This is a genomic window from Clostridium sp. HBUAS56017, assembly GCF_007115085.1.
In the GTDB taxonomy this organism is placed as follows: domain Bacteria; phylum Bacillota; class Clostridia; order Clostridiales; family Clostridiaceae; genus Clostridium; species Clostridium cibarium.
The window spans coordinates 138872-154291 of sequence record NZ_SULK01000009.1 but is presented as its reverse complement, the minus strand read 5'-3'; the positions used below and the strand labels follow the sequence as shown (position 1 = coordinate 154291).

Below are 15420 nucleotides of genomic sequence, written 5' to 3'. Positions count from 1 at the left end.
TAATGAACCGCCGTATACCGAACGGTACGTACGGTGGTGTGAGAGGTCGGTAGATAAAATAATTATCTACCTCCTACTCGATTTGTAATCAAATTTAGGAAACTTCAACAACTAAATAAAACATATAAGGATACTAGTAATTATATTGACAAAAAATAGAATGGATACTATAATTTAAAAAGAAATAAAACATATATGTATTATAAGAAATATAAATGGTGGTGAATAGATGAGTTTTGATTGGAAATTTGTAATGGATAATTTTCCATTATATGAAAAAGCTGCTTGGCTAACATTAAAGTTGGCCTTATGGGGGACACTTATATCATTAATTGTTGGACTCATTTGCAGTATAGTATTATATTTTAAAGTTAAAGGCATAAAAACATTAGTACAAGCATACATAGAGCTTTCTAGAAACACTCCACTCCTTGTGCAAATATTTTTCTTATATTTTGGTTTACCAAAGGTAGGAATAACACTTAGCGAAAGTACTTGTGCAATAATAGGACTTTCTTTTTTAGGAGGAAGTTATATGGCAGAGGCTTTTAGAAGTGGACTAGAGGCAGTAGGTAAATCCCAAGTGGAATCTGGACTAAGTATTGGGCTTTCAAAGCTTCAACTTATTAGATATGTAATACTTCCACAGGCATTTTCTGTAAGTATACCAGCACTTAGCGCAAATTGTATATTCCTTTTAAAAGAGACATCTGTATTAGGTGCAATATCTATATTAGACGTTATGAATGTGACCAAGGATTTAATAGGTATGTATTACAAAACCTTTGAATCTTTAGCTATGTTAGTTGTGGTATACCTAATTATGATATTACCATTATCCATTATTTTATCATGGGTAGAAAGGAAGGTAAGGTATGCAGAATTCGGTAATTAGTGTTATCTTTGAAGGACAAAACTTTATGAGGCTTCTGGAAGGGCTTCTTATAACAGTAGAAATAGCCTTAGCATCAATTATAATTGGTACTTTATTAGGTATATTACTTGGACTTAGTCGAACAACTAAATCAAAGGTTGTATTATTTATAAATAGAGTGTTTCTTGAAATGTTTAGAATTATACCAATTTTAGTGTGGCTATTTATCTTCTATTTTGGTGTTACAACAGCACTTCATATAGAATTAAGCGGCATGGCAGTTTCTATAATTGTTTTTAGCCTTTGGGGTGCTGCAGAAATGGGAGATATAGTAAGGGGGGCTCTTCAGTCTCTACCAAAACATCAAATTGAATCAGGAAAGGCATTAGGGTTAAGTACCTATATGCTTTATAGATATATACTTATACCTCAGGCTTTAAGAAGAATGCTACCAGGTACTATTAATTTAGCTACCAGAATGATTAAAACTACTTCGCTAGTTGTTTTAATAGGTGTTATAGATGTGGTAAAAGTAGGTCAGCAGATTATAGAAACTTCACGTTTTGTACTGCCAACAGCTTCCTTTTGGATATATGGGTTAATATTTATATTTTACTTCATAATATGTTACCCACTATCCAAAATATCAAAAAAATTGGAGACGAAATGGAATAGTTAGGAGTGAGTGTTATAGATAAGAATAATAGTTCTGTGCTAATTGAGGTACAAGAACTTCATAAAGAATATGATAATAAAGAAATCTTAAAAGGTGTGAGCTTAGAGTTACATAAAGGAGAAGTATTAGTTGTATTAGGCCCTTCAGGCTGTGGGAAAAGTACCTTACTTAGATGTCTTAATGGTCTTGAAAAAATTCAAGGTGGAGATATTATATTTAAAAATAATAGTCTTACAGAAAAAAACACAAATTGGCAAGATGTAAGAGAAAAGATAGGTATGGTATTTCAAAACTATGAATTATTTCCACATATGACTGTTATAGAGAATATACTACTTGGACCTTTAAAAGTTCAAAAAAGAGACAAGGTCGAGGTCCTAGCTCAGGCAGAACAATTATTAGATAAGGTTGGTCTTTTAGATAGGAAGAATGCTTATCCACGCCAGCTTTCAGGAGGACAAAAGCAGAGAATAGCAATTGTAAGAGCACTATGCATGAATCCTGAGGTAATGTTATTTGATGAAGTTACTGCCTCACTTGATCCTGAAATGGTAAGAGAGGTGTTGGAGGTAATGCAAAGCTTAGCAAAGCAGGGCATGACAATGGTAATTGTAACACATGAAATGGGATTTGCTCGCTCTGTAGCTGATAAAGTTGTATTTATGGATCAAGGAAAGGTCTGTGAAACAGCTAAGCCAGATGAGTTTTTTACAAATCCAAAAACAGAACGTGCAAAGCAATTTTTAAATATATTTCAATATAATTAAGAGAGGATGATGAATTATGAATAAAGTAAAAAAATTAATATCGGCGTTAGTTCTTAGTACAGTAGTAATAGGAGGACTTGTAGGTTGCGGTAATTCAACATCAAAAGAATCTGCAGATATAAAGTCATCAAGTTCTATAGATGAAATAAAAGAACGTGGAAAGATAAGAATTGGTGTTTTTAGCGATAAAGCCCCATTTGGATATGTAGATTCAGAAGGTAAGAATCAAGGCTTCGATGTATATGTAGCTAAAAGATTTGCAAAGGATCTTCTTGGTGATGAATCAAAGGTTGAATTTGTGCTAGTTGATGCAGCAAGCAGAGTATCCTATCTAGAATCAAAAAAAGTTGATATTATAATGGCTAATTTTACAGTGACAGATGAAAGAAAGCAAAAGGTTGATTTTGCAAACCCATATATGAAAGTATCTTTAGGAGTAGTTTCTCCAGCAGGTTCAGTTATAACTTCAGCTGATGAGATGAAGGGTAAAAAGATAATAGTAGCTAAGGGAACTACTGCTGAAACTTTCATGACAAAAGAACATCCAGACATAGAACTTGCAAAGTTTGAGCAATACTCAGAAATATTCCAAGCTCTAAAGGATAAGCGTGGAGATGCTATACTTAGTGATAATACAGAAGTGCTTGCATGGGCTAAAGATAATCCAGGATTTACTGTTGGTGTAGCATCTTTAGGAAGCCAAGATACAATTGCTCCTGCTGTTACAAAAGGAAACAAAGAGCTTCTAGATTGGATTAATAACGAACTTGAAACTCTTGGAAAAGAAAAGTTTATACATGAGGCTTATGATAAAACACTTAAATCAGTGTATGGAGATGCTTATGAGGATAGCCTTGTTGTTGAAGGTGGAAAATTAGAATAAAACAGTAATTAAAAAAGCAATTAGTGAATAATTGCTTTTTTTTTTGTGCCATCTAAGAAAGTTATTTATGTACAAGTATTCTAAAATTTAATTATTATCATCATATAATCTTCATAACTTTTTTCTATACTAAATTTATCTAATAAAGCTTTTTACTAATTAGATTCAATATAAAAGATTTAGAGGTGAAAAAATGTCTATGAAAAGACGGATAATTAAAGTATATAATATGACATGTGTTTCTTGTGAAAATAGAGTAGAGGTAGCTCTCAGAAAAATTACAGGGGTTAAAAATGCAATGGCTAGCTATAGTTTAGAGCAAGTAACAGTGGAATATGATGAAGAACTTTGTTCTATAGAAGAATTGAAGGAGGCAATTAATAAGGCAGGTTATAGTACTAAGAATTCGAATAATATTAAATTTGCAGGGATTTTAGTAGTGGTTGCAGCTATTTTACTTCTAGGTAGTTCTACCGCAGGTTTTGATATGAATGCTAAGTTAAATAATGCATCCTACATAGTATTATTTTTAGTTGGTATGTTAACATCAATTCATTGTGTTGGTATGTGCGGAGGAATAATGCTAACGCAAAGTATATCTAAAGAGGATAATTTAAATGAAAAGAAAAGCAAGTTTGTAGCATTAATGCCTGCTATTTTATATAATGCTGGAAGAATAACTTCTTACACCATTATTGGTGGTATTGTAGGGGCATTAGGATCAGTATTATCCTTATCCATTAATGTTAAAGCAGGACTTCAAATATTTGCAGGAATCTTTATGGTAATAATGGGACTAAATATGGCTGGTTTCTCTATGTTTAGAAAGTTCAACATTAAGTTACCATGGTCTTCATGCAAGGTGAAAAATAAACCTAAAACTCCTTTTTTAGTAGGAATGTTAAACGGATTAATGCCATGTGGACCGCTACAAACAATGCAGCTTTATGCTCTTGGGACAGGTAGCGCTTTTGCTGGGGCATTATCTATGTTTCTATTTTCATTAGGTACAGTTCCCTTAATGCTCATATTTGGAGCGATATCTGGATTTTTAAGTAAGGGTTATACAAAGCAGCTCTTAAAATTTAGTGGATTCTTGGTTGTAATACTTGGAGTAATAATGGGTAATCGTGGTCTTGCATTAGCAGGAGTTGGAGTACCTAGTGTTAACACACTAACACAAAATCTTTCAGGAAGTGAAGAAAATCAATCAAATCCTAATATAGGTAAAGCAGCTCTTGAAGATGGTGTACAGGTAATAAAGATGACAGCAGATAGATATGGATATACTCCTAATGCTTTTTATGTTGAAAAAAATGTCCCTGTTAAGCTTGTAATTACAGGAAGTCAGCTTAATTCATGTAATAATTCTATTGTAATACCATCTTTAAATATAGAAAAAGCTCTAAAATCAGGGGAGAACGTAATAGAATTTACACCAAAAGATAAAGATATAAACTTTAGTTGTTGGATGGGAATGATTAGAGGAGTAATTAAGGTTACAGATAATCTTGATACTGTAGATACTACTAAAGATGATTCTTCAATTCCAGCACCAAGTAGTGGAATGAGTTGTTGTACAGGTGGAACTTCAGGTTCTAGTGCACCACAAGCACCAAGTATATATGGTGATGATTTAAGTAAAGTTCCTACTGATAGATTAATTAAGAAAGCAAATATATCTGGAGGAAATCAAAGCTTAAATATAAAAGGAACTGGTTATGAGTTTGAGCCACTTGTAGTTGTATTAGAAAAAGGTAAACAAACAAATTTAACAATAGATCTTACTTCATTTGATGATGCTGAAGGAAATTTCACTATAGAAAATGGAGAAACTGGTGAGTATGTAAGTAATTTTACTGGTAAAAAAGGAGTTGTAAATGTTGGCTTTAAGATAGATAAAAGTGGACCATATCTTATTGTTAAAAATAATGTAGTTTTAATTGGACTTAAGGTTTCTGATTCACTAGAAAAGGTGAATTTAGAAGATGTACGTAAAGAGTTTATAGGTTAATAAAAAAATACTAGGAGGATAAAACTATGAAATGTCATGAAAATAATAAAAATAAAAAACATAATCGAATAAAACATATATTAATGATGGTACTTTGTTGTGGACTTCCTTATTTAATTATTGGAGTACTTCCTTTTATAAATACTAGTGGAGCATTAAAGAATATAATAGTAGGAATTACACCTTTTATATGTCCTTTGATGATGGTAATAATGATTCCTATGATGGTTAGGGCTATGAAAGGTGGAAGCTGCTGTTCTAAAAAAGAGGAAATACAAAAGGAAGAAATCAAACTATAACAATTAAAATAAATGGTTTAACAAAAAGTTAATGGATATTATGTAAGCCCATTAGCTTTTTTTGTATAAAATATTAAAAGATAAGAATGTACTTGAAAAATAATAGCAGCTTGTGAGAAATAAATGGTAAAATGGAAGTAAACAACATACTAGTTAGTGGAAGGGAGTGAAGTTTAGTGAAAGTTTAGTATTTATAATGAACTTTTCACTAATATAAGAAAATGAGTTTATTAGAAAGAATAAAAGAATTAGGTGATATTCACGGCGTTGATTTTATTGGTGTGGCAGGAATCAGTCAGATTAAAAATGAAATTAGAGAAATTAGCGGTTCTTTAATATATGAATTTCCAAGAGCGATATCTATTGGAATAGTACTACAAAAAGATATTGTAGATCTTCTAAAAAATAGAGATACATATGAAAATGTACTTCAATATCAAACTCATGCCTATGATGTAATAAATAATCGTCTAGATAATTTTGCTTCACTTGTGGCTTCTATAATACAACGTAGTGGTTATAGAGTAATGCCAGTGCCAGCAGCAGAGCGTATAGATAGTAATAGAGTGTGTGCTTCCCTATCACATAAAGTCACAGCTAGGTTAGCTGGTTTTGGGTGGATAGGGAAGAACTGTCTTCTAATTAATCCTAGCTATGGGCCACGGGTAAGATGGACTACAGTACTTACTGATGCTCCCTTTGAAGAGAATAAAGAAATATTAGAAAGTAAATGTGGTAGTTGTAACAAGTGTGTTAAAATATGTCCTTCACAAGCAATTCTAGGTAGAAACTATGTAGAAAATGAACCACGTGATTTAAGACTTGATGTAAAAAAGTGTGAAGATTATTTTAATAGCCTTAAAGAAGAAGGCAAGCTTCAGATATGTGGCATGTGCCTATATGCTTGTCCTTATGGACAAAGGTACTGATTATTTTTCTTGGAAAAAACGATAGGCACATTTCAAATACAAATTTGGATTACCCAAAGCAAGTTGTCCATGGGCATAACCTTGAAAAATTTCGCTTTTGGCATTAGGAAATGTATGAGTAATAAAATCTGAATCTTTTTTTCTTTCATTTTCTTCTTTTGTTCCATACCAATAACGTATTTCTGTTTTTACATTAGAAAAATCTTTAGGTAGTTTATAAGTATCGACTGAATAAAATACATTTTTAATTGTAGAATTTGATATGTTTTGAAGCGTCATATACATAGAGGCTACTACATGCTTTGAATAATCTTTAGGGTTATAGTATATTTCAAGTAACTTTCTAAATTTTCTCGCCAAGCAAGTTTTGAAAAAATCAGAGTAAACTGTAAATAATTCTTTTGCTCTGCTTAAATTTGAAGGGGTAATTCCAGCGTCTATAATTGCCTTTTTTATGATTAATCTATTTTGAGAAAGTATATTAACAGTAATAGCACCTCCTAATGAAAGTCCGCATATGGCAAATATTTCATTATAATCGTGATTTATCATATAATCTATAATTATATTGGCGTTATTTTCAACTGATGTAAATGTAGTACGATCTCTTTCTTCATGTCCTTCTAGAATTGGCACAATAACATGATAATCTTTTTTAAAAGAATCAATTTGTGGCATCCATAATCTCCAAGACATACAAAAACCATGAATAAGAATTATAATAGGTTTAGTTTTTTCTCCATACTCTTTAAATTCCATAATGTAAATCCCTTCTATCTTTGTAAAATATCCTATGGTACTTATTATAGAATATTTTGAAGTGCATAACAATAATGTTTGTCAATTGAATTTTGTTATCGATAGTTAAACTTATATAATTTTTAGTACTAAGTTTATAATTAACTATATTTTTAAGAATAAAATATTTGGCTCAATATGAATCTAGACAAATACGTTTAATTTTAGTAAAAAAAGTTGGAAACTTTTTAATAAATCATATAAAATTGATATAATGAATATTAACCTGTATTGGTAGTATGTAGGACAAGTTTTTATATAATACTAAGAAGAGGCTAGACAATAAAGACAAAAGACTTGGGGAGGAAGATTAATGAAATTACAAATTAGAGATTTACTAAAAGAAAGGATATTAGTTCTCGATGGGGCTATGGGCACTAGTATTCAAAACTATAAATTAGAAGAAAAAGATTATAGAGGAAACTTAAAGGTTTCTTGTAATCAAAAAGGAAACAATGATGTTTTAAATATCACAAATTCAAATATAATAAGAGAGATTCATGAAGCATATTTAAGATCAGGGGCAGATATAATAGAAACTAATACATTTAATAGTACGAGTATATCTCAAAAAGATTATGAACTTGAAGATAAGATATATATCTTAAATTTTGAAGGAGCAAAAATAGCAAGGGCTGCTGCGGATAAATTTACAGCAGAAACTCCAGATAAACCACGTTTTGTAGCAGGTTCACTTGGACCTACAAATAAAACAGCATCTTTATCACCAGATGTTGAAAATCCGGGCTTTAGAAATATAACTTTTGACGAATTAGTAAAAGCCTATAAAGAGCAGGTTGAAGGTCTTTTAGATGGAGGAGTAGATTTAATACTTATAGAAACAATCTTTGATGAATTAAATGCAAGAGCTGCACTTATGGGGGCAAAGTCTGTATTTTTAGAAAAAAACAAAGATTTACCAATAATAATTTCTGGAACTATAGCAGATAAAAGTGGAAGGATACTTTCAGGTCAAACACTAGAAGCTTTTGCAAATTCTATGGTAGATGAAAGTATATTGGCAATAGGGCTAAACTGTTCCTTTGGAGCAAAGGATTTAATACCTTTTATAAAATATCTTTCAAAGACTCAAAATAGATTTATAAGTTTTTACCCAAATGCAGGGCTTCCAAATTCTTTTGGTGAATATGATGAAAAGCCTGAAGAAACTGCAGCTTTAATAAAAGGTTTAGCAGAAGAAGGATGTATTAATATTGTTGGAGGTTGCTGTGGTACAACACCAGAACATATAGAAGCAATATATGAAGTAGTAAGAGATAAAGAACCTAGAAAAATACCAAATATAGAGCAAGAAACTATATATTGTGGTCTTGAATCACTTAGGGTAAATAAAGAAAATAATTTTGTTAACATAGGTGAAAGAACAAACGTAGCAGGTTCAGCTAAATTTGCAAGGCTAATTAGAGAAAAGAATTATGAAGAAGCTTTATTTATAGCAAAGGATCAAGTTCAAAATGGAGCTCAAGTAGTTGATATAAATTTTGATGATGCACTTTTAGATGCCAAAGAAGAGATGGAGACTTTCTTAAAGCTTTTAGCAAGTGAGCCTGAAATTTCAAAGGTTCCAGTAATGATAGATTCATCAAAGTTTGAAGTGCTTGAGGCTGGGCTTAAATCTATACAAGGTAAGCCTATAGTAAATTCTATAAGCCTTAAAGTGGGAGAAGAAGAATTCAAAAGGCAAGCTTCCATTATAAAAGACTTTGGAGCAGGCACAGTAGTTATGGCTTTTGATGAAAATGGTCAGGCAGATACATATGAGAAGAAAATAAGTATATGTAAAAGAGCATATGACATTTTAGTAAATGAAGTTAAATTTCCACCAGAAAATATAGTATTTGATCCAAATATTTTAACAATAGCTACAGGAATAGAGGAACATAATAATTACGCTGTAGATTTTATTAAGGCTACTAAATGGATAAAAGAAAATTTACCTTATGCAAAAGTAAGTGGTGGTGTAAGTAACCTCTCCTTTGCATTTAGAGGTAACAATTTAATAAGAGAAGCAATGCATTCAGTATTTTTGTATCATGCAATAAAAGAAGGCATGGATATGGGTATAGTTAACCCAGGAATGATACAAATTTATGATGAGATAGATAAAGGTTTACTAGAAAAAGTAGAGGCAGTTATCTTTAATAAAAGTGAAAATGCAGCAGATGAGCTTTTAGAATTTGCTCATACTTATAATAAGACAGAAAATAAAGCAGAAGGAAATAAGGAAGCTTGGAGAGAGGCAAATGTTAAAGAGAGGCTAAAAACTGCTTTAGTAAAAGGTATAGATAAATATATTAAAGAAGATGTAGAAGAAGTAAGAATAGAATATAGTAAATCTCTAGAAGTAATTGAAGGACCTCTTATGGATGGTATGAATGAAGTAGGTAAACTTTTTGGAGAGGGAAAGATGTTCTTACCTCAAGTTGTTAAAAGTGCTAGGGTTATGAAAAAGGCTGTTGAAGTCTTAATGCCATACTTAGAAGAAGAAAAAAGCAGCAGTGGAAGTATTAGTGCTGGAAAGGTAGTTTTTGCAACTGTAAAAGGCGATGTACACGATATAGGGAAAAATATTGTTTCTGTAGTTCTTTCATGTAATAACTTTGAAGTAATCGATCTTGGAGTAATGGTTCCAGCAGAAGTTATTTTAGAAACTGCTAAAAAGGAAAATGCAGATATTATTGCCTTAAGTGGACTTATAACTCCTTCCTTAGAAGAAATGGCAAATGTAGCTGAAGAAATGGAAAAGGAAGGCTTTAAAATACCCCTTATGGTTGGTGGAGCTACTACATCAAAGGCACATACAGCAATAAAGATAGCACCAAAGTATTCAGGTGGAGTAATTCATACAACAGATGCTTCAAAGGCAGTTGAGGTTGCAAAACTTCTTTTAAACAAAGATAAAAAGGCAGAATACCTTGAAAAACTAGAAGATGAATATGAAGCTTTAAGAGAGGTTTTCAGTAAGTCGTCTAGAAAATTTGTTCCTTTAGATTATGCAAGAGAGCATAACTTTAAGAAAGAATGGGATAAGGAACAAATAGATAAACCTAAGTTTATTGGTAGAAAGAAAATCCTTAATTTTCCTATAGGAAAGTTAAGGAAGTATATAGATTGGAGCTTTTTCTTCATAGGTTGGGATATGGGGATGCCATACCCACAAATACTTGAAGATAAAAGGTACGGTGAAGAGGCTAAAAAATTATTAATTGATGCTGAAAAGATGCTTGATAAGATAGAGAAAGAAGATATTTTAAAAGCAAATGCTGCTATTGGTATATTTGAGGCAAATTCAGTAGAGGATGATATTGAAGTTTACTATGGTTCTGAGGTAGTTACTTTCAATCTTCTTAGACAACAAGAAGAGAAAAAAGATAACACTTACCTGTGCTTATCAGATTTTGTAGCTCCAAAGTCTAGTGGTATAAAGGATTATATAGGTGGCTTTATAACTACAGGAGGATTAGGTGCAAAGGAATATGCAGATAAGCTTAAGGCAAAGGGTGATGATTATAGTGCCACAATGGTTATTTTACTAGCAGATAGACTTGCAGAAGCTTTTGCAGAATATATTCATGAAAAGGTAAGAAAAGAATTCTGGGGATATTCTGAGAATGAAAATATATCTATGGATGCTATATTAAAAGGCAAATATAGAGGAATAAGGCCCGCAATCGGTTATCCTTCACTTAGAGATCATTCAGAAAAGGTAAAATTATTTGAGCTTCTAGATAATGAAGGAGTACTTAATGTAGAACTTACTGATAGTTATATGATGTATCCTACAGCAAGTACATGTGGTCTTTTCTTTGGAAATAAGGAGGCTAGGTATTTTGATATCAATAAGATAGATAAAGATCAATTTGAGGATTATGTAGAGAAAAATGGAAGAGATAAAGCTGAGCTTAGAAAAATAATGAACACTCTTTTAGATTAAATTTTTCTAATATAAAAGCAGTTTAGCGTATTAAAAATAATGATACACTAAGCTGCTTTTAACTACGTTTAAATATCCCAAAATAGCAAATAATTTTTATACGTTAGTTTGATTAATAAATAATGCTAATTCAGTTCTGCTATTTAGCTCAAGTTTTCCAAGTATTCTTGTTACATAATTTTTTACAGTTCCTTCAGTTAAGAATAGAATTTGACAAATATCCTTATTATTTTTGCCTTGAGAAACTAGCTTTGCAACCTCCATTTCTCTTGGTGTAAGTAGATCTAATTTATTATTTATATCATGCGATCCATTAAAGCTTTGATTTTTAATAATTGAATTAAAAGCTTTAACTACTTTTACTGTTACTTCAGGATCAAGTAGCATGGCTCCATTGTAAACTGATTTTATTGCCTTAAATATGTATTCTGAACCAGCATCCTTTAAAAGATAACCATCTGCACCATTTTTTATTGCCTTAAATATGTATTCATCATCATTAAAAGTTGTTAGTATTATAATTTTTACGTTTTTGTAGTTGTCCTTAATAATTTTGGTAGCTTGTACACCATCCATTATTGGCATTCTAACATCCATAAGAATTACATCTGGTAGGGAATTTTCTAGGAGTTTAATTAGTTGTTCTCCATTTTCTGCTTCTCCAATTATATTTATTTCATCATATAAGCTTAAGATCATCTTTAATCCTTCTCTTACTATTGTCTGATCATCAGCTAGTATAACATTTATCATATTTATGTTTCCTCCGTTAATATTGGAATGCATATATCTATGCCAAAACCAAAGTTGTCATCGCTAAAGTAATTCACTGATCCCTTCAAAGAAGCTGTTCTTCCTTCAATTCCAAGTAATCCATTTGATTTTATAATTTTGCTACAACCAATTCCGTTATCAGTTAAGATAAGATTTATTTTATTATTTGCCCTTGAGATTAATATATTGATTTCTGTTGCTTTTCCATGTTTTATACTATTAGTTATAGATTCTTTAATAGTTTTATAGAAATAGGCCTTAATAATTGGAGCTAGGTCGTCTAAGTTTTCATTTGTATTAAAATTAATTTTTATATCATTAAGTAGTAAGAAATTATTCATTATATCATCAATGGAAGCATTAAAAGATTTCATTTCTTGTTCTTTTTTAAGTAAAGTTACTGCTTCTCTTAAATTGTTGATGCTAGATTTTGCAATATCTTCAGATTTAACTAATATTTCTTTCAGCTTTTCAGGGTTTGTATCGCACATCTTTTTTGCAAATTCAAGATGCATAGCAAGAGCCATCAATGAGTGTCCTACTGAATCATGAAGTTCTTGAGCCATCATGCTCCTCTCTTTAGAAGCAGTTAATTCTTCTACTTCTAGTGCATATTGTTCAAGTTTCATATTTAATTTACTTACTTCTTCTTTTTCTGTCCGAATTACCTTTAATGTGTATATTGTGCCAGTCATAGCAAAATAGCTTAATATTACAGCGATTAAACTTGAAAAGCTATCCCAATTATTAGGTATTCCTATATCTGTAATAACCAATGTCATATACAGTGAGAAGTGAATTAAAAAAAAGGTTTTTAATCGTTTCCCATTTAATTGCAAAAGCTCTTGTAAAGCGCAAATAAGATAAGTAGAAGCTCCAAATCCTCTTATAAAATATGTGGACAATGAAGATACGATTATTGTAAAAAGTAAGGAACAATTATATATACCTTCAGAAGCTATAGTTAATTTATTAGTATTTCTTATATAGTCAATTATCATTAGTATAGTGATAGTAGCAAATAATACTATCATTGTAATCATTCTATCGCTATATAAGCAATAGGTACGAATAAATATAGATACAAATAAAAAAATTTTTAAAATTGCAATAAGTTTTCTATACATAGGTATTCTATAACCTTTCTTGAATTAATGGATATCCTTGCTAACATTATAACATTGTCTGAAAATAGACAATATATTACTAAAGTCATATGCTATTTAGTTACTAAGGTGACTACAAATTAGGTCAATCCTATATTAGGATTAATGTATACAAGTAAATTGGGAAAATGTTGGATAAATGGAAGTTATGCTTTGATATTCAAATTTATTTATACAAGTTAAGATTCAAAACGTCTTATTATAACTCATCTTAATGAAATTCTTTAAAATAGTTATTAAGATATAAGCTGTTACTTTTAATATTAAAAATAATAGTTTAAGTATTAACGATAATTATTTCTTAAAATCAAATAAAATTCTAATAATTCAATAAAAATGCTAGATTAAGATAAAAAAAAGCCATGTTACGATAAAAATATTGTAACATAATAAAGAAATTGCTAGAATTGCCATATAATATAAAGCCATCATTTTGCAAGATGTATTGTATTTATATTTTATTAAATATGTTCATTGTCTTTCTCTTTTAGGGAAGAAGTAGTTTTGGCAAAATTTATTATGTTTCTTTAGTTGAGAAGAATAATGTTCATATGAATTAACAAATTTTTAAATGTTCGAGGGGGAATAATATGAAAAAACATGTAAAAGCAATTTTGTCTGCAATCTTTGTTGCTTCTATCTTTTTTGCGCAAGGTATTCAGACAAAAGCAGCAACAACAGGCAATGGAGATAATTTGTTAAACACTTATGGAAATGTTTTCAATAAGGTGGGAAACGCATTAGTGGAATCTGAGATCTTGAATAACAATACTTTAAATTATGCAAAGAAGGAATACAACAGCATAACTGCAGGTAATGAGATGAAACCAGATTACATCTTAGGATGGTCTCCAAATTTGATTTCTATATCAGAAGCAAAAGCACTTGGTTATCATATACCTGATAATTATCCAGAAAGTACAGTTCCAAAATTAAACTTCGCAGATGTAGATAAGATGTTAAAGGCTTGCTATGACAATGGACTATCAATGCGTGGTCATACACTTGTTTGGCATAGTCAAACTCCAGAGTGGTATTTTAAAAGTGGTTATAACAAAAATGCAGGCTTTGTAAGCCAAAGTGTTATGAATAAGAGAATGGAGTTTTACATTAAAACTTACATGGAACATGTATGCTCAAGCAAATATGGAAGTGTAATTTATGCATGGGATGTTGTGAATGAATACTTACATGCAGGAAGTGCAAAGACACCATCAGGATGGCAACAAATTTATGGCAGGGTTAATACAAGACCAGCCTTTGTAAAAGATGCATTTAAGTATGCTTATGAAACATTGCAAAAGTATGGATTAACAAATAAGGTTAAGTTATTTTACAACGATTACAATGAATATATGGAAGTAAATGACATAATCAGTTTAATCAATTTCATAAATTCAGATGGTAAGAAATGTGCAGGAATTGGTATGCAATCTCACTTAAGCACATCATTCCCTTCAGTAGCTTATTATAAGAATGCCTTGGATGCATTTGCAAAAGCAGGATTTGAAATTCAAATTACTGAACTTGATGTTGGATGTACTTCTTTCACAGATCAAGCTAAATATTACTATGATTTGATGTCAGCTATTTTATCTTCTAAGAAAGCAGGCGCTAATATTACTGCACTTGTTTGGTGGGGGCTATGTGATAATGCTTCATGGCGTCATGATGAAAAACCACTATTATATTCAAATTATACAACACCAAAAGAAGCTTATAAGGCAGTTTTAAAAGCATATCATGATGCAGGATATACTACAGGAGGAAATGCTGGAGGTAACACCGGTGGAAACACTGGAGGAAGTAGTACTAATGTTGGAACTACTGTTACATTAAATAATGGGTGGTATTACATTAAAAATGTTAATGCCAATAAATACCTTCAAGTTGCAGGAAATGTAGGAAGAGCATGTCAAAATGTTGAGCTTGGTAGAGGTACAGGAGTAGCAGGACAAAAGTGGTATTTAACAAATATAGGAAATGGACTAGTAACATTAAAGAGTGCATTAGGAGAATATATGCTAGATGTGAGTAGTGGAGAAAATAAAGATGGTGCAAATATTCAAATTTACAATGCATATGGACATGACCCACAAAGATTTTCAATTAAAACTTCATCAAAAAATGGAGCATATATTGTTTCAACTGTTAGCAGTAATCAAACTAAGGTGTTAGATGATTATAATTTCCAAACTGCTGATGGTACAAATGTTTGTCAATGGACATATGGAGGATATAGCAATCAACAATGGATATTTGAGCAAACAAATAATTAAGAAAAT

12 protein-coding genes are annotated in these 15420 nt (G+C 30.9%); 9 read left to right on the top strand and 3 right to left on the bottom strand.

Features of this window, described 5'->3' with window-relative positions:
• Positions 1-229 precede the first annotated feature (229 nt).
• From FAY47_RS09915 to FAY47_RS09885, 7 genes are all read left to right on the top strand, one after another.
• Positions 230-895, top strand: a complete 666-nt coding sequence (locus FAY47_RS09915) for an amino acid ABC transporter permease (RefSeq protein WP_143316549.1) — start codon at positions 230-232, stop codon at positions 893-895.
• Positions 876-1553, top strand: coding sequence for an amino acid ABC transporter permease (locus FAY47_RS09910; RefSeq protein ID WP_143316548.1), 678 nt, complete (start codon positions 876-878; stop codon positions 1551-1553). Before FAY47_RS09915 ends, FAY47_RS09910 begins: the two co-directional genes overlap by 20 nt.
• Positions 1554-1564: 11 nt before the next feature.
• Positions 1565-2317 (top strand): amino acid ABC transporter ATP-binding protein, encoded by a 753-nt coding sequence (locus FAY47_RS09905; protein ID WP_143316556.1) that lies wholly within the window; start codon positions 1565-1567, stop codon positions 2315-2317.
• Positions 2318-2333: 16 nt separating this feature from the next.
• Positions 2334-3200, top strand: coding sequence for a cysteine ABC transporter substrate-binding protein (locus FAY47_RS09900; protein WP_143316547.1), 867 nt, complete (start codon positions 2334-2336; stop codon positions 3198-3200).
• A 193-nt stretch (positions 3201-3393) separates the two neighbouring features.
• Positions 3394-5214: a sulfite exporter TauE/SafE family protein gene (locus tag FAY47_RS09895; protein WP_143316546.1), complete on the top strand. Its 1821-nt coding sequence runs from the start codon at positions 3394-3396 to the stop codon at positions 5212-5214.
• 26 nt (positions 5215-5240) lie between these two features.
• Complete coding sequence (locus tag FAY47_RS09890; protein ID WP_143316545.1) at positions 5241-5513, top strand: hypothetical protein; 273 nt, start codon at positions 5241-5243, stop codon at positions 5511-5513.
• A gap of 221 nt (positions 5514-5734) precedes the next feature.
• Positions 5735-6442, top strand: a complete 708-nt coding sequence (locus tag FAY47_RS09885) for a 4Fe-4S double cluster binding domain-containing protein (RefSeq protein ID WP_143316544.1) — start codon at positions 5735-5737, stop codon at positions 6440-6442.
• On the opposite strand, the gene FAY47_RS09880 is transcribed toward FAY47_RS09885, so the two are convergent.
• Complete coding sequence (locus FAY47_RS09880; protein ID WP_143316543.1) at positions 6443-7201, bottom strand: alpha/beta fold hydrolase; 759 nt, start codon at positions 7199-7201, stop codon at positions 6443-6445. It lies immediately after the preceding gene.
• 352 nt (positions 7202-7553) lie between these two features.
• Between FAY47_RS09880 and metH the strand changes: the two genes are divergently transcribed.
• Positions 7554-11195: a methionine synthase gene (gene metH, locus FAY47_RS09875; protein ID WP_143316542.1), complete on the top strand. Its 3642-nt coding sequence runs from the start codon at positions 7554-7556 to the stop codon at positions 11193-11195.
• Between the two features lie 96 nt (positions 11196-11291).
• On the opposite strand, the gene FAY47_RS09870 is transcribed toward metH, so the two are convergent.
• Positions 11292-11948 (bottom strand): response regulator transcription factor, encoded by a 657-nt coding sequence (locus tag FAY47_RS09870; protein ID WP_143316541.1) that lies wholly within the window; start codon positions 11946-11948, stop codon positions 11292-11294.
• 2 nt (positions 11949-11950) lie between these two features.
• Positions 11951-13012, bottom strand: coding sequence for a sensor histidine kinase (locus FAY47_RS09865; RefSeq protein WP_243129587.1), 1062 nt, complete (start codon positions 13010-13012; stop codon positions 11951-11953).
• A gap of 713 nt (positions 13013-13725) precedes the next feature.
• Here FAY47_RS09865 and FAY47_RS09860 point away from each other — a divergent pair.
• Positions 13726-15414, top strand: a complete 1689-nt coding sequence (locus FAY47_RS09860; RefSeq protein ID WP_243129586.1) for an endo-1,4-beta-xylanase — start codon at positions 13726-13728, stop codon at positions 15412-15414.
• The last annotated feature ends 6 nt before the right edge of the window (positions 15415-15420 follow it).

Excerpts from the sequence above, each read along its gene's own strand:
- FAY47_RS09915 (WP_143316549.1), top strand. The coding sequence starts at position 230 with ATGAGTTTTGATTGGAAATTTGTAATGGATAATTTTCCATTATATGAA.
- FAY47_RS09910 (WP_143316548.1), top strand. The coding sequence starts at position 876 with ATGCAGAATTCGGTAATTAGTGTTATCTTTGAAGGACAAAACTTTATG.
- FAY47_RS09900 (WP_143316547.1), top strand. The coding sequence starts at position 2,334 with ATGAATAAAGTAAAAAAATTAATATCGGCGTTAGTTCTTAGTACAGTA.
- FAY47_RS09895 (WP_143316546.1), top strand. The coding sequence starts at position 3,394 with ATGTCTATGAAAAGACGGATAATTAAAGTATATAATATGACATGTGTT.
- FAY47_RS09890 (WP_143316545.1), top strand. The coding sequence starts at position 5,241 with ATGAAATGTCATGAAAATAATAAAAATAAAAAACATAATCGAATAAAA.
- FAY47_RS09885 (WP_143316544.1), top strand. The coding sequence starts at position 5,735 with ATGAGTTTATTAGAAAGAATAAAAGAATTAGGTGATATTCACGGCGTT.
- FAY47_RS09880 (WP_143316543.1), bottom strand. The coding sequence starts at position 7,201 with ATGGAATTTAAAGAGTATGGAGAAAAAACTAAACCTATTATAATTCTT.
- metH (WP_143316542.1), top strand. The coding sequence starts at position 7,554 with ATGAAATTACAAATTAGAGATTTACTAAAAGAAAGGATATTAGTTCTC.
- FAY47_RS09870 (WP_143316541.1), bottom strand. The coding sequence starts at position 11,948 with ATGATAAATGTTATACTAGCTGATGATCAGACAATAGTAAGAGAAGGA.
- FAY47_RS09865 (WP_243129587.1), bottom strand. The coding sequence starts at position 13,012 with ATGATTACAATGATAGTATTATTTGCTACTATCACTATACTAATGATA.
- FAY47_RS09860 (WP_243129586.1), top strand. The coding sequence starts at position 13,726 with ATGAAAAAACATGTAAAAGCAATTTTGTCTGCAATCTTTGTTGCTTCT.